Consider the following 20,148-nt stretch of genomic DNA (forward strand, 5'->3'; position numbering starts at 1 on the left):
GTATGTGGGTTACTTTGAATAAACTGTTCGAGCGTTTCCATTGTCTGAGAGGGTAGAGTTTGAGGCACACCCTCAGCCTACCATTTGTTCACATCCTATTTAGGCTGCCTGTAGCCGAAGTTACTTTTTCTTTCGCCTATCTTTCAGTAGATGTCAGGGCGATCGCCCTTCGTTAACTTGTGTACCTGGAACAGGCAAAATGCTGTTGTTCTCAGGTCAACCATTGCTTAATTGAGGAAATTAGAGATGAGCTTGTTTCAACGGGGTCGGAAGTTGGCGATCGCGATCGTTGCCGTCGTAATTGTTTTGCTCGTGAGTGTTCCAGCCAAGGCAATTGCTGCAAGTTTGTCCAATTCGCAACTGGTCGCTTCGACCGAAATAGAGCGGCGAGCAGAAGCAGCCGATCGCGAACTCGAAGGCTATATGCAAAAGGAAAATGGCGATGCAGTGGGTAGTCCTGCTGATCAGGTGGCGGGTCGCGCCAAGCAAGCAACAGGCGCAGCCCAAACTCGCCTAGAAGATGCGACAAGTGAAGCCAAAGAGCAAGGCGAAAGTCTAGTCGATCGCGTCAAGGAGTTTTTTGAGAGCGACGATTAATCTCGTAGCGATCGATCGCGCCTTTGCTGCTTGAAAGTGCCGTAATCGGATTAATCCAAAAGGTTAGGCTGAGCTGTCTTCGGGCAGTTCAGCTTGTTTGCTTATGTTCGATCGCTCATCCGTCGATTTTCATCTGCTGTGTATTGAGTGTGATTGAGGTTTGCTATCGATCGGTAGAAGTTAAAGTGCGATCGCCTGTTTTACGATCAGTATCCCGTGAACTCTGTGAATCCCAGCGATCGTGTGAGGAGAAATTAAAATGGTAGCTGAACCGACGAGAGGACAATTAGAACGTGCGCTTGGACAGCGCATTCAAACGATTTTTCGCGATCGGATTGGGCAGCGGCCTGCGAAAGCAGTTTGTCAGATGTTTGATGAAAGCTTAACGATCGTGCTGGAAGACACTACTTCACCTGCCGAACGCACTTTGATCGACAGTGGAAAAACAGAAATTGCAAAGCAACTGCGGCTACATTTGCAAGAATCAATCAAAGATGCGCTCAAAGTTGAAATTGCCCAAATTGTTGAACAAGAAGTTTTGGCCGTGTTGGTAGATGCCGATTTGGACAGCGGCTATGCCAGCGTAACCGCCATTTTGCAGGCTCCGCCTAGCGTTCGCGATCCGCAGTCGATTCCAAAGCTGAAGCGCGATCGACTCGAAGGCGCATCTGAGCCATCGTTCGATTAGGCGATCGCGGACGACCCAAAATCCGGCGGCACATCGATCAGTCGGGCTGGCCCCACTGCCTGCACTGCTTCTTTGAGCGAAATGGCTCCGGTGTAGATGGCGCGTCCGACGATCGCTCCCGTGACGCCGATGGTTTCGAGCGGCATGAGCCTGAGTAAATCGCGGACGGAACTGATTCCGCCTGAAGCAATCACGGGAATCTCGATCGCTTCGGCCAAGCTGCGGAGCGCTTCCCGGTTGGGACCTTGCATCGTGCCATCGCGGTGAATGTCGGTGTAGATAATCGCGCTCGCGCCGGACTGCTGCATCTGTCGGGCAAGGTCGATCGCCTCCACTTCTGACGTTTCCAGCCAGCCGTGCGTTGCCACTTTGCCGTTCCGCGCATCGATGCCAATCACAATTTGCCCTGGAAATTCGCGGCACACCTGCTTGACCAGTTCCGGCTGTTCAACCGCAACGGTTCCCAAAATCACCCGCCGTACACCCAGCTTCAGCAGATTCGCCACGCTGTCGCGAGTCCGCAAGCCGCCGCCGACCTGCACAGGCACATCGACCGCCCGCACGATCGCCGCGATCGTCTCGTGATTCACCGGATGCCCGACTTTTGCACCGTCCAAATCGACCAGATGTAGCCATTGTGCGCCCTGCTCGACCCACTGCCGCGCCACTGCGATCGGATTTTCGTCGAACACTTCCGACTGGGCATAGTCGCCTTGATACAGTCGCACACAGCGTCCTTCCAGCAAATCGATCGCGGGGATCACGTCCATGTCTTCTCCTTTTGATGCGGCGGGTCAAGTTTGATATTGTAGCGTCCGTTCGATCGCTTCCACCTAAAATAAAGGCAGTTTTTACTCAAAGAAACTGCAATGCAGCCAGAGCTATCGATCGAAATTACAGCGAAACCAAAATTGGATGAAGCGGATTTTATTCTTCAACAACTGATTCGATTCAATCATTGCTGTGCTGGTGAACAAAACTACCAAAAGCTAGCCGTTTTCCTTCGAGACATGGATGAGAAATTGGTCGGCGGATTAGTTGGATGTACCTATTGGCAATGGCTGTATATTGATGTGTTTTGGATAGATGAATTCTATAGAAAAAGCGGTTATGGAACAACATTGATCGCAGCAGCAGAAGCCGAAGCAATTCAGCGTGGCTGTCAATATGCCTATCTTGATACTTTTAGCTTTCAAGCCCCAGAATTTTATCAAAAGCTTGGCTACGTCATATTTGGAGAACTTCCGAACTTCCCTGAAGGACAAAGCCGATTTTTCTTAACGAAAGCGCTGTAGCGAAGCAGGGCTTTTCGATCGACTCGGCAAACAGGCGATAATAAAGTCGCACGAAATACAGTCTGTCATCTCTACTGGGGCAGAATTGAAGAAGACTTCGCCACCGCCAGCTATGACTCTCGATCGCTCCCCCGCTGCCACCGCTCGATCGCTCGATGCCTACTACCAAGAAGTCAAAGCGCTGATTCTGTCGCGCCAAAGTCCGATTACGGGATTGCTGCCCGCCAGCACTGCCATCACCGCACATGGCGACTACACAGATGCTTGGGTGCGCGACAATGTGTACAGCATTTTGGCTGTTTGGGGATTGGCGATCGCCTATCGCAAGCTGGATGCCAATCAGGGACGCGCCTACGAACTGGAACACAGCGTCGTGAAATTGATGCGCGGCTTGCTGTTTGCGATGATGCGACAGGCGCACAAAGTCGAATTTTTCAAAGCCACACAAGCTCCGCTCGACGCGCTCCACGCCAAATACGACACGGAAACGGGCGATACGGTCGTGGGCGATGGTGAATGGGGACATTTGCAGCTAGACGCCACGTCGCTGTATCTGCTGATGCTCTCACAGATGACCGCATCGGGACTGCAAATCATTTTCACGATCGATGAAGTCAATTTCATTCAAAATCTTGTCTACTACATCGGTCGCACCTATCGCACTCCCGATTACGGCATCTGGGAACGGGGAAATAAGCTCAATCACGGCTACCCGGAACTGAATGCCAGTTCGATCGGCATGGCAAAAGCCGCCCTGGAAGCGATCAACGGACTCGATCTGTTTGGCGTGCGCGGCAGTCAGGCATCGGTGATTCACGTTTTGCCCGACGAAATTGCCCGCGCTCGCATGACGTTGGAATCCTTGCTGCCTCGCGAATCGAGTTCCAAGGAAGTCGATGCCGCCTTACTCAGCGTGATTAGCTATCCGGCGTTTGCGATCGAGGCCGAGAGCTTGGTCGATCGCACTCGCAACGATGTCGTCCGCAAGCTGCAAGGCAAATACGGCTGCAAGCGGTTTTTGCGCGACGGACATCAAACGGTGATTGAAGATATTCACCGCCTGCACTACGAACCTTGGGAACTGAGGCAGTTTGAGCATATCGAATGCGAATGGCCGCTGTTTTTCACCTATTTGCTGCTGGATGCTGTGTTTCGCGGCGATCGCACCGCTGCCGACGATTACGCCGCCCGCCTCGAAAATTTGCTGATTGAAGTGGACGGTTGGGGCTTGCTGCCGGAATTGTATCTCGTTCCGGGCGATCGACTCGATGCCGAACGCGCCAACCCGCATAGTCAGCTACGCATTCCCAACGAAAATATTCCGCTCGTTTGGGCGCAGAGCCTCTACATTCTGGGACGACTTCTAAGGGATGGGTTGTTGGCGATCGGAGATATCGATCCGCTGGGACGACATTTGCGACTGGGCTATCAGCCTGCTCCCGTCGTGCAGATTGCGCTGCTAGCCGAAGATACCGACCTGCAAACGGAACTGGCAACGTATGGCATCGACACGCAAACGCCGCAGCAGGTCGCCCCAATTCAAGTGCGGCAAGCTGGAGAACTCTCGGCAATCTATTCGCAAATTGGCCGCAACGACAAGCTGAAACTATCCGGTCGTCCGATTCGCCGTTTACGCAGCTTGACGACTTCGCGAGTCTTTCAGATTCGCGGCGAAACGATCGTCTTTCTCCCCGCCCTGCTCGATCAGCAGCAGTTTTACCTTGCATTAGACGATCAGTTTTTGGTCGATCAAATTAAAAGCGAAATCGCCTACATTCAGCGACATTGGTATCAGCTTGGTCGGCCAACGTTGACGCTGCTGCTTACGCACGTCATGTTTGCTGACATCAATTCTCCAATGCTGAGCTTGATGAAAGATCTGCGCGAAGAAATTTGCGAAGGTGTGACGATCAAGCTAGGCCGACTGCACCAGCTTTTATTGACAGCCGGAACCGAGCGCGTCGATTTTCTGCATAATTTTGAATTCAAGCAGTCTTCGGTACAGCATCCGGTGATCGTACCGCACTACTTGGTTTTTCGACTCGATCGCAACGGCATTCTTAGCCCCACGCAGGAATTTCTGCTCGAATGCGAAACCAACATCAATTTGCTGCTCGATAGCCTCAAACAATCCGAAAACCTTTACGAACAAATTGAACTGCTCGAAACCCTAACTCGGCTACGCGGACTCGATTTTGATACGGGTTTTGGTGGGCCTGGGATCAAGGTGACGGTGGCCGATTTGCTCAACGAAGTTTACAACAACGCCGGACAAATTCGCCTGTGGGCAGTGATTCGGCGGGCAGCAGGTTTGCTCAACAAAGTCGATATTGGTTTGTCGGATGCCGTGACGGATATTTTGGTGCGGCAAAAGCAAATTGCGATCGGCAAAGCCTACAGCGAAGCCTCGCTGATTACCAGCCCGATGCCGCATGGCGAACTGATGGAAAAAATTCGCGAATTTGTGCGACAAGATATTCGCGATCGCCCCTTAACTCAAGAAATTTTGATCTATCTCAGCGTCCTTCTCAAAGCCGAGCCACACCTGTTTGATGGGCTATTAACCTTACGAGTTGGCTATCTGATTCTGTTAATTACCAGCGAACTCGCGCAAGAATTCAATCTGACACAAGACGAAGCCTATGAACAACTGATGCAGCTTAGTCCCTGTGAAGTGAAATCGCGGTTGCGGCAGGTTTTGGCGCAATATGCCGGACATAATCAAACGCTGCTTCAGCAAGAATCGCTGCATATTCGACAGCAGCAGGCGATCGAATGGTCAATTCCCACTGGCGCGATCGAACTGGTCGAACCTGCGGCGAAAAGCTGGCGGCAGCAACGACAGCGCGACGGTGCAACCAATCGCGTTCCCAAAGAATTTTATCCAAATGTTTGGAAGGTGATGCAGCACTGCAAAGGTTTGGTAATTGGTGACAAGCTGGAGCGTCGTAACCGTCTCGACAGCGAATTAATTTTGGCAGAAATGACGCCGGGCGAGAAAAATTTCGCCTTGCGGGTTGAGCATTTGCTGAACAAAATTGAAGCGCCCGAATATCGTCAGGTGAACATCGAAACTCTGATGGAACTAGCCGCGATCGCTCAGCGCAACCCTGCCCTGCAAATCGACGATTCGATCGTGCTGGATGTTTTGATCGGTCACGCGGTTCGACTGTGCTGGCTCGATCGCCATCCCGAACACATTCACAGCTATGACGAACACAAAGCGACCGCATGGCACAATTTCTATGAAACTTCGCCCGCCCTGTGCGCCCGCTTCATTGCGGAAGCCTTGCGGTATTTGACCCAGTTAAGCCAGCTCAGCGCGTGAGGGTAGTCCTATTTCTTAAAGGAGCAGAGAATCATGACCATTTTTAGAAGCGTTGTCAGGTCAGGCTTTCAGAATTTAGCTTTTTCTCTACTCTTTACGAAATACCACTACCGCTTGCGGAACGGTATCGCTCCCTCACCCTCCAGCACTCACGCTTCGATAATCAATCGATCGCGCCGCAATTTCTTGTGACGAATCACCCACTAATCGACTAAGCTATCTGACAGTCCTTTTGTTTTTTCACTTGAAACATCGTGTCAAAGCGTTTTGCGGTTCCGCTTTTGCTGCTGATCATGTGCGGCACGGCCACCCCCGTCTCTGCCCAAGCACTGGTTCCGCACGTGCTGCAACTTGACAGCGATCGCCTCGAAGAGCAAGGACTCAACCTTGCCCAAGAAGCCGCCCAGCTTGCCCAATTTCAACGCATCGATCTTGCCCTGCCTCGCGCCCAGCTTGCCACCCAGCTTGCCCCCAACAATCCCGATGTTTGGGCACTGTTGGGCAACCTTTATCTGGAAATTGACGAGGTGAATCGAGCGATCGTCGTCCTCCAAGAAGCCAACTCGATTCAGCGCAACAGCCCCGCGATCTTATACTCGCTCGGTTCCGCCTACCTGCAAAAAGAAAACTACACCGAAGCCGCCCGCTATCTTGAAGCCGGACTGCGCGTCACAGGCGACATTCCCGGTGCGCTGTTTGACCTCGGAAATGCTTACTACAAGCTGAATCGCTACGACGACGCGATCGAACAGTTTGAGCAAGCCGCCAAGCTCGATGAAACCTTTTGGCCTGCCGTCAACAACATCGGACTGGTGCTGTACGAACAAGGCGATGTCGAAGGCGCGATCGAAAAATGGCAAGCCGCCCTCGAAATCGACGATCAGCAAGCCGAACCGCTGCTTGCCCTTGCCGTTGCCTACTATGGATTGGGCGACGAAGAGCAAGCCTTGCAACTGGGCGAAACCGCTCTAACGCTCGACATCCAATATGCTGAAGAAGACTTTCAGCGGCAGAACTTGTGGGGCGATCGGCTCGTAACCGCAGCTCAACAGTTTCTCGAAACGCCACAGATGCAAGCCACGATCGCCCGTCTGACTGGCTCGAACACCTCCGCAACCTCTCCAGAAACGCCGCCCCAGTAAATTAGCTGCTTAGTGTGGGTCGCCTTGCCGCAGTGGGAAACATGAATCGAAAGTCGCGATCGCGCTGTCCCAACGTTTCGTAGAAGAAAAACGACACGCCTGCTAAACGGCGATCGCGGGCGGCTTGCACTTGCGATCGAATTTGGGCGATCGGCACGTCACGATTTCTGAGTCCGGCCAAGATGCCGACTGCGGTGGGAATGTGTGTTTGGGCAGCGCGGACTTCGGGGCGATCGAGTTCGGCAGCAAAGTTCGTCAAACTGTCGCGATACACCTGCACGATCAGTTCTTCGATGTAGCCTGCGCGTTCCCACCGCTGCCAGTCCGCCAGATACGCACTGTAGGAAAACTGCTGCGGATTCGGAGAAACCGATACGATGCAGTCCGGCTTGACCGCCTTGATCGCGAAAAACACCTGCGACATGAACTGCGTAATTTTGTCGGCTCGCCAGCGCGTCCAAGCGGCATCTTGGAAGTTGGCGGGCGCAGTCCGGCCTGTTTCCTGTCGATACAGTCCGATCGTGTAGGCATCGTAGCCGAGTTCAGCCGGAAGCCCAAAGTGGTCGTCAAACTGGATGCCGTCGATGTCGTAATTCGTGACAATTTCGCGAATGAAGGCCAGCATCGTTTGCTGTACGTCTGGCAAAAACGGATTCAGCCAAACTCGCGGATGTGTTCCTTCCATGACGATTTGTGTGCCATCGCGCCGACTCGTGATCCAAGTGGGATGCCGCTTTGCCAAGTCGGAATCGGCAGGAGCCATAAAGCCAAACTCAAACCAGGGAATCACGGCCATGTTGCGCTGATGACCGCGATCGACTACTTCGCGCAGCATATCGCGTCCTTGAAGTCCCGGAGTCGGGTCAAGCGATCGCCCAATCACCTGCTGAGCCACGCGACTCGGATACAGCGTATAGCCCCAATTCCACACGGTCGGGTAGAGCGTGTTGAAGTTCATCGCGGCCAGACGACGAATCGATCGCGTCACATTCCAGCGCGAAAACAGCACATCGCTGTCAATGTTGGTGAGCCAAACGCCGCGCAGTTCCGTGACGGTTGGTGTGGTTTGGGCGAGGCTGGGGGACTGAAGCGCGATCGCCAGCCCGAAGCTGAAGATCAGCAACAGCGGTAGAAGGCGGCGTTTAAGTTTGAGGGAAATCACAGGAGAGGTGCGAAGAAATACGAGGATTGAGACGCAGATCGATCGCTCAAGTTGCGCGATTCCATCGACCCAGTATCCTACGGGATTTCCGCACCAAATTCCCGATTCATCAAAAACTTGTCAAAATAGTACGTATGCACTTAAGATGATCAGCTATTCGGGCGGCAGGAGGGCGAGAATTTGATCAACAAACTGCTGATGATCCACAACAGGCTTTGAGATGTAGCCGTCTGCGCCGCTTTGCTTGAGGAAATTTTCGCGATCGCCCTCCATCGCGTGGGCAGTCACCAAAATGATCGGCAGATTTACAGTTTGCGGATCGGCCTTGAGCATCTGCGTAATCTTGATGCCGTCTACTGGTTTACCCTGGTAGACGCTGCGCGAAAGCGACACATCCATCAAGATGATGTCGGCAGCTCCTGACTGAGCGACCTGCATCACTTCCTCGACATCTTCGGTATGCTTCACATCAAGGCCACCACGCTTGGTGAGAATTTTGGAGAAGACTCTGGCATTGATTAAATCGTCTTCCACAATTAGAACGGTTCTCATCAAATTCCTCCGCTTTGATTGGAATGAAGCATTTCAAGCCTTGCGGTTTGATATTACTGTGAGACAAAGGACGCGAGACAGGGAAAAGTGTGTTAGGAATACCGTCGGCGGTGAACGAGACTCGCGCGGGCGATCGCCCTTAACGCCACAATCTTAAACCAGGGTTCGGCCAGGAAACCAAAGCTTGATATTCTAATTTGCTGCTCTCAGCGCGACCGAAACGATTTGCAAGGTAAAAGACTCATGGCAAGACAGTTAAACATGCTTCCATCTGGACAGGTGATTACGACCGCTCTGCACACCGAAGTGCAGCGATCGTACCTGGAATATGCCATGAGCGTCATCGTGGGTCGCGCCCTGCCCGATGTGCGCGATGGCCTCAAACCTGTTCACCGCCGCATTCTCTACGCGATGCACGAGTTGGGCTTGACGCCCGATCGCCCTTACCGCAAATGCGCCCGCGTCGTCGGTGACGTGCTGGGGAAATATCACCCGCACGGCGATCAAGCGGTCTACGATGCCTTGGTGCGGCTGGTTCAAGACTTTTCAACTCGCTACCCTCTGCTGGGCGGACACGGAAATTTCGGCTCGGTGGACAACGATCCTCCAGCGGCGATGCGGTATACGGAGACGCGACTGGCGGCGATCGGTCACGAAGCGATGCTGAGCGAAATCGGAGATGCCACTGTTGACTTCATTGGCAACTTTGACAACTCGCAGCAAGAACCGATCGTTTTGCCCGCGCAACTGCCGTTCCTCGTCCTGAATGGCTCATCGGGGATCGCGGTCGGCATGGCGACGAACATTCCGCCGCACAACGTCTCGGAAGTGATTGACGGTCTAGTTGCCCTGATCGATCAGCCAGATCTCTCGGACGACGATTTATTCGCTTTGATCCCCGCACCCGACTTTCCCACCGGAGGCGAAATCATTGGCACAGCCGGAATCCGCGAAGCCTACACGACCGGACGCGGCTCGATTACGATGCGCGGCATTGCCAGCTTTGAGGAAGTTGCAGCCGGACGCGGACGACATCGACGCACGGCGATCGTCGTCACCGAATTGCCCTATCAGGTCAACAAAGCCGCCTGGATCGAAAAGATTGCCGAACTGGTGAACCAAGGCAAAATCGAGGGGATTGCCGATATTCGCGATGAAAGCGATCGCGACGGAATGCGCGTCGTGATCGAACTGCGGCGCGAAGCGTCTCCCCAGCGCATCCTCACCCAGCTTCACAAGCAAACGCCGCTGCAATCTAACTTCGGCGCGATCATGCTCGCCCTGGTAGACGGTCAGCCGCGCCAACTGCCCTTGCGCGAACTGCTGCAACAGTTCCTCAACTTCCGCGAAACAACTCTAACGCGCCAGTATCAGTACGAACTCGATCAGGCCGAAAGTCGATCGCACCTGGTCGAAGGACTGTTGGGCGCACTCTCCAACCTCGATGCCGTGATCGATATTCTGCGGAACGCGCCGGACGGCAGTACGGCCAAAGGCTTGATGCAAGAGCAGTTTGGCTTTAGCGATCGCCAATCTGACGCGATCCTCTCAATGCCCTTGCGCCGACTGACCGGACTGGAGCGGCAAAATTTGCAAAATGAATTTGACGAACTCAACAAGCGGATGCAGGAATTGCGAAAGCTGCTGGGCGATCGCCGCGAGCTGCTCAAATCGCTGAAAAAAGACCTCAGAGCGTTGAAGCGCAAGTTTGGAGACGATCGCCGCACTCGGATTCAGGCCGACGCGATCGAAGTGGAAGCGATCGAACCGGAAGTGAGCAGCGAACCGGAACAGCCCGTCGTCCTGGAATTCACCCAGCGCGGCTATATCCGTCGTCGCACTCCCAAGCAGAAACAGGCAGAAGGCAACGAGGACGATCCGATCGTGAAAATCGAATCGGCTACCACCCATCAGGAAATGCTGGTGCTAACGAAGAGCGGCAAAGCGTATTCGATCGCCATTCGCGATATTCCGCAAACGCCGCGCCACGCAAAGGGAACGGCGATCGCGTCCCTCCTGCCCAATGCCGAAGCGGTTCTGACGCAGTTCGTTCTCACACCCGAAACGCAAGGCCGCGATTTAATTCTGCTCACGCAGCAAGGCCGGATCAAACGTTTGCCGCTGAATGAATTTACGAACCTGACCGGACGCGGACTTACAGCCGCCAAACTGAAAGACGACGACGAACTTCAGCTTGCACTCTTGGCAAAGCCGAACGACCAAATCATTCTCGCCGCATCCGGCGGACGACTGCTCAGCTTTGCGCTCAACGACGAACAGCTACCGATTCAAGCCCGCACCACGCAAGGCTTGCAGGCGATGCGCGTCGGCAAGCAAGAAACGATCGTTGGCTGTGTGGCGATCGAACCGACTGCCAGCTTTACGCTGATCACCAGCCTCGGCTACGCCAAACGCCTACCTGCCAGCGTCCTCAAACCCGCCAATCGCGGCGGATTGGGAATGCAGGCGATTCAGTTCGCCACGAAGACGGATGCGATCGCCGGACTCACCAGTGGCAACGCCAACGTCTTGACCAGTGACGATCGCCTCCTGCCGCTCTTAGTGGACGATTTGAAGCCGCGTGGTAAGGAAGGAGCAGGCGATCGCGTTTTCAAGCTCAACAAGGCTGAAAAGATTGTGACCGTCTTGGGCGGGGCATAAGGGTCGATCGATTCTGACCTACGATAAGCTGTCAAAGCACCTTTAACGGCTTTTCTCATGCACCGCATCGCTGCCGCTCCGGGCGGTTGGAATCCTGAAGCTGAAGGCGTTGTGGCGATCGAGCAAACGCCCGCCCCGATCGTATTTCTCACCGCCGCCGACACCGAGATTCAAACTTTGGCGCAGGCGATCGACCAGCTACCACCAGACTTTCCTGCCGTCCGCGTCACGAATTTGCTGAACCTCCAGCAGCAATTTTCGATCGACGATTACGGCGAAAATGTTCTCGGTTCGGCCAAGGCGATCGTGCTGCGCTTGCTGGGTGGACGCGCCTACTGGCCGTATGGTCTGGAAGTGGCAAAACAAATTGCTGAACAAACCCAGGTGGATTTGTGGGTGCTGCCAGGAGACGATCGCCCCGATCCCGAACTTGCCAGCCATTCCACCGTTCCTCTCGCCGCAGCCGATCAGCTTTGGCGCTATTTCTGCGAAGGCGGCATCGAAAACACCATCAACGCGCTGAAATTTATCGGCAATATCAGCCTGAACTTGCCCGGATCGATCGACTCGCCGCAGCCGATTCCGCGAGTGGGGATTTATCCGTTTGCCGCGTCGATCGATCCCGATGCGCCACAGGTCGGCGTGTTGTTTTATCGATCGCACTACCTTTCCGGCAATACCGCTGCGATCGATGCGCTCTGTTCGGCGTTGGTCGATCGCCACTTGCAGCCCGTCCCGATTTTCCTGTCCTCGTTGCGCGAAATTGAAGTGCAGCAGGCGCTTTTGCAGCAGTTCTCGTCTGGAAATCTGGCCGTTTTGCTGAATGCGACGAGTTTTTCGCTGGCTCAGATTGACGGGGATGCGCCGGACTTGTGGCGATCGCTGGATGTGCCAATTCTGCAAGTCATCCTCAGCGGTGGCACGATCGAGCAGTGGCAAGATTCCACGCAGGGACTTTCCGCCCGCGATGTGGCGATGAATGTTGCCCTGCCGGAAGTCGATGGCCGGATTATTACTCGTGCCATTTCTTTCAAAGCAGTGCAAACGAGAAGCAGTGCTTTGGAAACAGATGTGGTCGTGTATGAACCTGTGCCGGATCGCGTCGCCTTTGTTGCCGATCTTGCCGCAGCTTGGGCGAAGTTAAGCAATACAGTGGTGAGCGATCGCCGCATCGCCCTGATTCTGGCAAACTACCCAACCCGTGATGCTCGTCTTGCCAATGGCGTCGGCCTTGATACGCCTGCAAGCTGTGTGGAACTGCTTAAAGCAATGGCAGAAGCGGGATACACCATCTCAAATTGGCCGAAAGACAGCGACGAACTGATTGCTCGCCTCACTGCCACCATCACCAACGATGCAGAAGGCGATTGGCGCAAAATTTCGCAAACCTTGCCGCGCTCGATCTACGCAGATTTTTTCAACAGTTTGCCTCTCGCGGTTCAGCAAGCCGTCCTCGATCGCTGGGGCGTACCCGCATCTGAAGATCTGATCGTGTCTGGAATTCAATTGGACAATGTGTTTGTCGGCGTTCAGCCTGCGCGGGGATACGATCGCGACCCCAGCTTGAACTACCACGCACCGGATCTCGTGCCGCCGCATCGCTATCTGGCCTTCTACGCTTGGGTGCGGCTTCAGTGGCAAGCGCAGGCGATCGTCCATGTGGGCAAACACGGCAATCTCGAATGGCTTCCGGGTAAGAGCGTTGCGCTTTCGGAAAATTGCTTTCCCGAAGTGGCGATCGGCGCACTGCCGCACCTGTATCCGTTCATCGTCAACGATCCGGGCGAAGGTTCTCAGGCGAAACGCCGCGCTCAAGCCGTGATCATCGACCACCTGACGCCTCCGATGACGCGAGCCGAACTGTACGGATCGCTTCAGCAGCTAGAAAATCTGATTGATGAGTATTACGAAGCGCAAAGCCTTGACCCGACCCGATTGCCCTTGATTCGATCGAGCATCATCTCGCTGATTCAACAGGAAAATTTCACCTCCGATCTCGCCATCTCCCCCGACGACTGGACAAACCTGCTGACGCGCACCGACGGCTATTTGTGCGAACTCAAGGAAGCCCAAATCCGCGACGGACTGCATATTCTCGGCCAATGTCCCAACGATCGACAGTTGCGCGATTTGATCATCGCCATTGCTCGCCATCCAAGCGCGGGACGGCTGGGGTTGACGCGGGCGATCGCGCTTGATCTAGGCTGGGATTTTGATCCGCTGACTGCCGAGCCAACCGAACCTTTTTCTGATTCGCTGCGGACGATCGGAGATGCGATCGCTCACCTTGAAGACGACGCCGCCAACCTGATCAATCACTGGCTGCAATCAGCCGACACCCGACACCCGACACTCGACACTCTCGTCGATCGCGAACTTCACTGGATCGCTACGACCCTCCTTCCCGCCCTCCGCCAAACGCCGCAAGAAATCACGAATCTCCTACACGGACTTGATGGCGGCTACGTTCCCAGTGGGGCATCGGGCGCACCGACACGAGGGCGATCGGAAGTTCTGCCAACTGGACGCAACTTCTACTCCGTTGATATTCGGGCGATTCCGACAGAAACGGCTTGGTCAGTCGGGCGGGCGGCGGCTGAGGCGGTAATCGAGCGCTATACGCAGGAGAACGGGGAATATCCTCGATCGATCGCCCTTTCGGTCTGGGGCACGTCTACCATGCGAACAGGTGGCGACGACATTGCCGAAGCGCTGGCTCTGATTGGCGTTCAGCCGATTTGGGACGGTTCAGCAAGAAGGATAATTGACTTTGAGATTTTGCCGCTTGCGGTCTTGCAGCGTCCCCGCGTCGATGTCACCCTACGGATTTCTGGCTTCTTCCGCGATGCTTTTCCCAATTTGATCACGCTGTTTCATCAGGCAGTGCAGGCCGTTTCCACCCTGGATGAACCTGCCGACCAAAATCCGATCGCCGCTCAAATCCGACAAGATACGGAAGCTTGGCAGGCGGAAGGGTTAACCCAGGAGCAGGCGATCGATCGCGCCGCTTACCGCATCTTCGGCTCAAAACCTGGAGCATACGGAGCCGGACTGCAAGGCTTGATCGACGCGCAAAACTGGACATCTGAGGAGGATTTGGCGCGAGCCTACATCAACTGGAGCAGTTACGCTTACAGTTCAGGGGAAGGCAAAGCTGCGCCAGAAGCGTTCGAGCAGCGGTTGCGACAACTGCAAATTGTGCTGCACAACCAGGACAACCGTGAACATGATTTGCTCGATTCAGATGACTACTATCAGTTTCAGGGCGGCTTAACGGTGGCCGTTCGGTCACTGACAGGCCAAAATCCGCAAACTTACTTTGGGGATCATGCCCTGCCGGAAAATCCAAAAGTTCGATCGCTGCGAGAAGAAATTGCGCGTGTATATCGATCGCGAGTCGTGAATCCCAAGTGGATTGCAGGCGCGATGCGGCACGGCTACAAAGGCGCATTCGAGCTAGCCGCGACCGTAGACTATCTGTTTGCCTACGATGCGACTGCCCGATGTGTTGAAGATTTCATGTATGACGGCGTTGCTCAAGCTTATTTGCTCGATCGATCCGTTCAGGAATTTGTGCAGCAGAAAAATCCCTGGGCACTGCGCGACATGGCCGAACGCTTGCTCGAAGCAAATCAGCGCGGCTTGTGGGCGACCGCTTCTGATCAGATGCTCGATCAGTTGAGAGCGATCGCCCTGGAAGCCGAAGCTGGAATTGAAACAGGCTTACGACCGTGAATTCCATTCTTCTGCGGCATCTGCGATCGCCTGATCGACTGATTTCTCATCGAGCATGGCGGCTTGCAGATTGTCGTAGAGGATTTTTTGCAGTTCTTTCACATCTGCGATCGGCGGGCTGAGCGGCCTGGCATCGGTCATTTGCGTGGCGCTAATCTGACGGGCTTTGTCAAGTGGAGCCGTTCCGGTTTTGAAGTAGCTATCTTGCAAAGCGGCTGTCGTCGAGGGCAGGACGTTTGCGGCTTTGGCAAACTCAAGCTGATTGGCGTTGTTGGTGACAAACAGCGCAAACTTGACGGCAGCATCCGGCTGATCGGTGTCGCGGGGAATGACAAGATTCATCACGGCGACGTTTTTCGCTCCGGTTGATCCGGTGATCTGCGGTGCGGCAGTCGAGACTTTTGCCACAGCAGGCGCATTCGTTTCGATCGCCTTGAGAAACTGCGGCCCCGTTGAGAGAAGCGCCGTTTGGCCGGACTGGTAGAGTTCGATCGCCCGTCTGTGCCCTTGCGTCAGCACTTCACGCGGCAGCAAATCATTTTTATACAAATCCGTCCAGTATTGAAAAACGGCTTTGCCTTCTGGCGTGTTGAAGGCGGCTTTGCCCTGATCGTCCAGCAGCGTTGCGCCCATCTGCACAAACGACTGCATCACCTCAGCCGAATCTTCCGGTACAAAAGTGGTGAAGAAAGCGTATTTTCCGGTTCTTTCTTTCACCTGACGGGCGACGGTTGCCAGTTCCTCGTAGGTTTTGGGCGGCGTGGCGATTCCGGCTTGATTCATCAGGTCAGTGTTGACGATCGCCACGCTCGTCGTCAGATACCAGGGAATCCCAAACGTTTGACCGTCCAGCGTTCCCGCTTCCCAGATTTTCGGCAAATACTGCTGCTTCACGTCAGCCGGAACTTTGTCATCGAGCGGGAGCCAAGCGTTGCGTCCGGCCAATTGCGAGGCGAAATCCGGGTTGAGATTGACGACATCCGGCGCGGTTTTGGCGGAAACGGCGGTGAGAATTTTGCTTTGCATATCCGCCCAAGGCACATCCACCCAGCGCACGGTCACGCCCGGATTTTCGGTTTGAAAGTCGGCAATGAGCTGGTTGAAATAGTCGGTGAACTGCGGCTGTAGCTGCATCGTCCAAAACTCGACTTCCGGATTGGCCGAGGTCGATCGCTCCTGCCCGCCGGGACTACAGCTTGCGATCGCCCAGCTTAAAACCAATCCCAGCAGGGCAAACACGCCAATTTGTTTCCAATTTCTTCTCATAAAAATGTCAGCTTCGAGTTAAACAATCACTTTAACTTCAGCAGCGCAGGCTTTGGCGCGATCGCGTGCCGCTTCGATCGAATCTCCCAAGGCTAGCGCAACTCCCATCCGGCGATTTTTGTAAGCTTTGGGTTTGCCGAAAATTCGCAGTTTGCTCGTCGGAATTTGCAGGGCGCGATCGATGCCTTCATATCGCGGAGATTCGCCTGCCTCGGTTGCCAGAATCACGGCGGAGGCTCCCGGTTGGATGACCGTAATCGGGTCGATCGGCAATCCCAAAATTGCCCGCACGTGCAGTTCAAACTCCGATTGATTTTGGCTAATCAGCGTCACCATTCCGGTATCGTGCGGGCGCGGGCTGACTTCGCTAAAGTAAACCGTTTCGCCTTGAATGAACAGTTCCACGCCGAAGAGTCCCCAGCCGCCGAGCGCTTCGGTGATTTGAGCCGCGATCGCCTCACAATCTCGCAATGTACTTTCTGAGAGCGGGCAAGGTTGCCACGATTCGCGATAGTCGCCGCTGATTTGGACATGACCGATCGGCGGACAAAAATGCGTCCCGTCGATCGCCCTCACCGTTAGCAGTGTAATTTCCGTCTCGAATTCGACAAAGCCTTCGACAATGACGCGATCGCTCCTCGTCCGTCCGCCGCTGTGAGCATAGTTCCACGCCGTTTCGATTTCCGATTCCTGACGCACGATCGATTGCCCTTTGCCGGACGAACTCATGACGGGCTTGACGACGCAGGGAAGTCCAAGGGCAGCGATCGCGTCTCGATATTCAGTTTCGGTATCCGCAAACCGATACGGCGAAGTTTTCAAGCCCAATTCTTCTGCGGCTAATCGGCGAATGCCTTCGCGGTTCATCGTTAGCTGCGTTGCTTTGGCGGTGGGAATGACGCGCCAGCCTTCTTGCTCCAGTTCGATTAGCGTGGCAGTGGCGATCGCTTCGACTTCCGGGACGATCAAGCTGGGCTGTTCACGCTCCACCAGTTCGCGCAGTTGGTCGCCATCGAGCATATTGATCACTGAGGACTTGTGGGCGATTTGCATCGCGGGCGCATTCGCGTAGGCGTCAGCGGCGATCACTTCGACGCCCAACCGCATCGCTTCGATCGCCACCTCGCGACCCAATTCACCCGAACCGAGCAGCAGCAGACGCTTGGCCTCAGTCGTGCAGGGCGTTCCCCAAGTTGCAGTCATTTCAACACCTCGATCGCTGCTTTAATGTTCAAACACATTGGGGTATTGCAGCAAGTCCAGCGAGGCGATCGTCGGCAAACAGGCGAAACACTCCTGCGCCAGTTCCCAGCGGTCTTCGCGCTGAAGCATTTCCATCAGTTTCGATCGCACCTTCAGCAAATAGCGCACATCGTTGGCGGCATAGCGCAACTGCTGCGCCGACAGGCTCGCCACATTTCCCCAGTCGGAACTTTGAGCGCTTTTGTCCAGTTCAATTTGCTCCAGTTCCATCACCACATCTTTCAAGCCGTGACGATTTGTGTAGGTGCGGGCGAGCTTGCTGGCGATTTTCGTGCAGAAAATTGGCGCGACGTGAATGCCCAAATGATGCCGCAGCGTGGTGATGTCGAAGCGGGCAAAGTGAAACACTTTACAAGCGGGCGATTCCATTAGCTGCTTCAAATTCGGTGCTTCCGTCTGTCCTTTAGCGATGCGAATGGCGGCAACTTGGCCTTGCGGATTGCAAAGCTGCACAAGGCACAATCGATCGCGCAACGGCAAAAGTCCCATCGTTTCGGTATCAACGGCGATCGAGTCTGCTTCCAGAAACTGATCGAGGGCATCGTCGGGCAGGTCGCGATCGCAAACCAAGAAGTCTTCTTTTTGGGCTTCAAATTCCATTAGAGCAATCGCCGGATAAAAATTTGCGTGAAGTAGTATTTGCCGTCGGCTGTGCGCGTCACGCCAATTCCCGTCAGGTTAAATTGTCCTTCCATGTTGACGCGATGGCCGGGACTTTCGATCCAGCCCTGCACGGCTTGCTCGACTGGAGTTGAGTAGCCTTGGTTGTAGGCTACATTTTCGGCAGCAGAGCGATAGGGAACGGCACGGGCGATCGATCGCACCCGACTTTCAAAGCCAGCGTGACCGAACTCAACTCGCCCTGCGGCCATGTCTGCGCTGTGCTGGCGGGCAATTTCGCTGATGCGTGGATCGAGCGTCAGCGGTGGTAAGCCTTGCTCAGCCCGATATTCGTTTACCTGATCGTGAACCGCTTGTTCCAGATTGGCGTATTGACTGGTAGCGGCAACGGCGGGCGGCGGCACATCAGTCACCTGATCGCGCAGTCGGCCTAGCTGTTCGGCAAATTCGGTGGGCGTGAGCGGGGTTCCGGTTTGTTCAGAGAGCAGGAGCCAGCCGGAAGCAAGCAGAGCAGTGGCTCCAGTGAGAGCGATCGAGAATAGTCGAAACATCAAGTGAGATTAAGAACTCTGGCGATCGTTTGCATGTCTTTGTCTCCGCGACCGGAGCAGTTGATTACGATGCGCGGACTGCCGGAAAGTTCCGGGCAGAGTCGATCGAGGTAGGCGATCGCGTGTGCCGTTTCCAAAGCCGGAATGATGCCTTCCAGTCGCGACACAAGCTGAAGCCCTTCAAGTGCCTGTGCATCCGTGATTCCGTAGTATTCCACCCGACCAGAATCCTTGAAGTAGCTGTGTTCTGGCCCCACACCCGGATAGTCCAATCCCGCGCTGATCGAATAGGGTTCGATCACCTGTCCGTCTTCGTCTTGCAGCAAATAGCTCATCGCGCCGTGCAAAACGCCGACTCGTCCCGCCGTCAGCGTGGCGGCGTGTTTGCCCGTTTCGACACCTTCACCTGCTGCCTCAATGCCGATCATGCGGACACTGGATTCGTTGACAAATTCGTGAAACAGTCCCATCGCGTTTGAACCGCCGCCGACGCAGGCCAGCAAAATATCCGGCAGTCCGCCCCATTTTTCTTGAGCCTGAGCGCGGGTTTCTTCACCGATCACCGCTTGAAAGTCTCGGACGATCATCGGGTAGGGATGCGGCCCCGCCACCGAACCGAGAATGTAGTGCGTGGATTCGACATTCGTCACCCAGTCGCGAATCGCCTCCGACGTAGCATCTTTGAGCGTTCCGGTTCCCGATGCGACCGGACGCACTTCCGCCCCCATCAGGCGCATCCGAAAGACGTTGAGCGCCTGCCGTTCCATGTCGTGAACGCCCATGTAGATAATGCAGTTCAAGCCAAAGCGGGCGCAAACCGTAGCAGTGGCAACGCCGTGCTGTCCGGCTCCGGTTTCGGCAATGATCCGCTGTTTGCCCATCCGTTTGGCAAGCAGGACTTGAGCGAGGGCGTTGTTGATTTTGTGCGCTCCCGTATGGTTGAGGTCTTCGCGCTTTAGGTAAATTTGCGGACTTCCTTTGGAAGTGGCGTAATGCTCAGTCAATCGTTCCGCGAAGTACAGAGGACTCGGACGACCAACATAGTCGCGCATCAAGCCCTGCAATTCAAGTTGAAATTCTGGCTGATGTCGATATTCGTAAAAGGCTGCTTCTAACTCGCTCAAAGCGGGCATCAGCGTTTCTGGAACGTATTTGCCGCCAAAGCGTCCAAACCGCCCGATCGCGTCTGGTGTAGATGGGGTGGTCTGCTGATTGGGAGAGAGCGGAGTTTGTGTCACGAAGCTGTGCCTAGAACGAAGGGGACAACGCTTATTATAAGAAAGTCTC

15 protein-coding genes are annotated in these 20,148 nt (G+C 54.7%); 7 read left to right on the forward strand and 8 right to left on the reverse strand.

Annotated features, from left to right (window positions below; translation table 11 throughout):
- The first annotated feature begins 246 nt into the window (after positions 1-246).
- The gene (locus tag H6F67_RS20035) at positions 247-597 is read left to right on the forward strand and encodes a CsbD family protein (RefSeq protein ID WP_190768412.1); all 351 of its coding nucleotides are present in this window, start codon (positions 247-249) and stop codon (positions 595-597) included.
- Positions 598-856: 259 nt separating this feature from the next.
- Positions 857-1,285, forward strand: a complete 429-nt coding sequence (locus tag H6F67_RS20040) for a DUF2294 domain-containing protein (protein ID WP_190768413.1) — start codon at positions 857-859, stop codon at positions 1,283-1,285.
- Here the strand turns inward: H6F67_RS20040 and hisA are convergent.
- Positions 1,282-2,055 carry a 1-(5-phosphoribosyl)-5-[(5-phosphoribosylamino)methylideneamino]imidazole-4-carboxamide isomerase gene (hisA, locus tag H6F67_RS20045; protein WP_190768414.1) on the reverse strand — a complete coding sequence of 258 codons (774 nt, stop codon included), beginning with the start codon at positions 2,053-2,055 and terminating at the stop codon, positions 1,282-1,284. The genes H6F67_RS20040 and hisA overlap by 4 nt on opposite strands.
- Positions 2,056-2,154: 99 nt before the next feature.
- On the opposite strand from hisA, the gene H6F67_RS20050 reads away from it, so the two are divergent.
- From H6F67_RS20050 to H6F67_RS20060, 3 genes are all read left to right on the forward strand, one after another.
- The gene (locus tag H6F67_RS20050; RefSeq protein WP_190768415.1) at positions 2,155-2,580 is read left to right on the forward strand and encodes an N-acetyltransferase; all 426 of its coding nucleotides are present in this window, start codon (positions 2,155-2,157) and stop codon (positions 2,578-2,580) included.
- Between the two features lie 112 nt (positions 2,581-2,692).
- Entirely contained in the window at positions 2,693-5,908 is a 3,216-nt protein-coding gene (locus H6F67_RS20055; protein ID WP_190768416.1) for a glycoside hydrolase family 15 protein, read from the forward strand.
- A 254-nt stretch (positions 5,909-6,162) separates the two neighbouring features.
- Positions 6,163-7,050 (forward strand): tetratricopeptide repeat protein, encoded by an 888-nt coding sequence (locus tag H6F67_RS20060; RefSeq protein WP_313926870.1) that lies wholly within the window; start codon positions 6,163-6,165, stop codon positions 7,048-7,050.
- A gap of 1 nt (position 7,051) precedes the next feature.
- Here H6F67_RS20060 and H6F67_RS20065 read toward each other — a convergent pair whose 3' ends face one another.
- The gene (locus tag H6F67_RS20065) at positions 7,052-8,212 is read right to left on the reverse strand and encodes a glycoside hydrolase family 10 protein (protein ID WP_313926871.1); all 1,161 of its coding nucleotides are present in this window, start codon (positions 8,210-8,212) and stop codon (positions 7,052-7,054) included.
- Between the two features lie 153 nt (positions 8,213-8,365).
- A complete protein-coding gene (locus H6F67_RS20070; RefSeq protein ID WP_190768417.1) occupies positions 8,366-8,764 on the reverse strand; it encodes a response regulator in 399 nt (132 codons plus the stop codon).
- A 243-nt stretch (positions 8,765-9,007) separates the two neighbouring features.
- Between H6F67_RS20070 and gyrA the strand changes: the two genes are divergently transcribed.
- Entirely contained in the window at positions 9,008-11,425 is a 2,418-nt protein-coding gene (gyrA, locus tag H6F67_RS20075) for a DNA topoisomerase (ATP-hydrolyzing) subunit A (RefSeq protein ID WP_190768418.1), read from the forward strand.
- 57 nt (positions 11,426-11,482) lie between these two features.
- Positions 11,483-15,160 (forward strand): cobaltochelatase subunit CobN, encoded by a 3,678-nt coding sequence (cobN, locus tag H6F67_RS20080; protein WP_190768419.1) that lies wholly within the window; start codon positions 11,483-11,485, stop codon positions 15,158-15,160.
- Here cobN and H6F67_RS20085 read toward each other — a convergent pair.
- From H6F67_RS20085 to trpB, 5 genes are read right to left on the reverse strand one after another with little or no spacing between them, the layout of a single operon-like run.
- Positions 15,149-16,426, reverse strand: coding sequence for a sugar ABC transporter substrate-binding protein (locus H6F67_RS20085; RefSeq protein WP_190768420.1), 1,278 nt, complete (start codon positions 16,424-16,426; stop codon positions 15,149-15,151). The two genes, cobN and H6F67_RS20085, sit on opposite strands and share 12 nt — an antisense overlap.
- An 18-nt stretch (positions 16,427-16,444) precedes the next feature.
- Positions 16,445-17,629 carry a formate-dependent phosphoribosylglycinamide formyltransferase gene (purT, locus tag H6F67_RS20090; protein WP_190768421.1) on the reverse strand — a complete coding sequence of 395 codons (1,185 nt, stop codon included), beginning with the start codon at positions 17,627-17,629 and terminating at the stop codon, positions 16,445-16,447.
- A 21-nt stretch (positions 17,630-17,650) separates the two neighbouring features.
- Positions 17,651-18,289 carry a ribonuclease D gene (locus H6F67_RS20095; protein ID WP_190768422.1) on the reverse strand — a complete coding sequence of 213 codons (639 nt, stop codon included), beginning with the start codon at positions 18,287-18,289 and terminating at the stop codon, positions 17,651-17,653.
- Positions 18,289-18,861: a CAP domain-containing protein gene (locus tag H6F67_RS20100; protein ID WP_190768423.1), complete on the reverse strand. Its 573-nt coding sequence runs from the start codon at positions 18,859-18,861 to the stop codon at positions 18,289-18,291. The genes H6F67_RS20095 and H6F67_RS20100 overlap by 1 nt, the downstream gene beginning before the upstream one ends.
- Positions 18,861-20,099, reverse strand: a complete 1,239-nt coding sequence (gene trpB, locus H6F67_RS20105) for a tryptophan synthase subunit beta (protein ID WP_190768424.1) — start codon at positions 20,097-20,099, stop codon at positions 18,861-18,863. Before trpB ends, H6F67_RS20100 begins: the two co-directional genes overlap by 1 nt.
- Between the last annotated feature and the right edge of the window lie 49 nt (positions 20,100-20,148).

Origin of the sequence: Microcoleus sp. FACHB-1515 (genome assembly GCF_014696105.1) — a bacterium.
Lineage (GTDB): Bacteria > Cyanobacteriota > Cyanobacteriia > Elainellales > Elainellaceae > JAAUTJ01.

Bases quoted from the DNA above. Each gene is read 5' to 3' on its own strand.
- H6F67_RS20035 (WP_190768412.1), top strand. From the start codon at position 247: ATGAGCTTGTTTCAACGGGGTCGGAAGTTGGCGATCGCGATCGTTGCC.
- H6F67_RS20040 (WP_190768413.1), top strand. From the start codon at position 857: ATGGTAGCTGAACCGACGAGAGGACAATTAGAACGTGCGCTTGGACAG.
- hisA (WP_190768414.1), bottom strand. From the start codon at position 2,055: ATGGACGTGATCCCCGCGATCGATTTGCTGGAAGGACGCTGTGTGCGA.
- H6F67_RS20050 (WP_190768415.1), top strand. From the start codon at position 2,155: ATGCAGCCAGAGCTATCGATCGAAATTACAGCGAAACCAAAATTGGAT.
- H6F67_RS20055 (WP_190768416.1), top strand. From the start codon at position 2,693: ATGACTCTCGATCGCTCCCCCGCTGCCACCGCTCGATCGCTCGATGCC.
- H6F67_RS20070 (WP_190768417.1), bottom strand. From the start codon at position 8,764: ATGAGAACCGTTCTAATTGTGGAAGACGATTTAATCAATGCCAGAGTC.
- gyrA (WP_190768418.1), top strand. From the start codon at position 9,008: ATGGCAAGACAGTTAAACATGCTTCCATCTGGACAGGTGATTACGACC.
- cobN (WP_190768419.1), top strand. From the start codon at position 11,483: ATGCACCGCATCGCTGCCGCTCCGGGCGGTTGGAATCCTGAAGCTGAA.
- H6F67_RS20085 (WP_190768420.1), bottom strand. From the start codon at position 16,426: ATGAGAAGAAATTGGAAACAAATTGGCGTGTTTGCCCTGCTGGGATTG.
- purT (WP_190768421.1), bottom strand. From the start codon at position 17,629: ATGACTGCAACTTGGGGAACGCCCTGCACGACTGAGGCCAAGCGTCTG.
- H6F67_RS20095 (WP_190768422.1), bottom strand. From the start codon at position 18,289: ATGGAATTTGAAGCCCAAAAAGAAGACTTCTTGGTTTGCGATCGCGAC.
- H6F67_RS20100 (WP_190768423.1), bottom strand. From the start codon at position 18,861: ATGTTTCGACTATTCTCGATCGCTCTCACTGGAGCCACTGCTCTGCTT.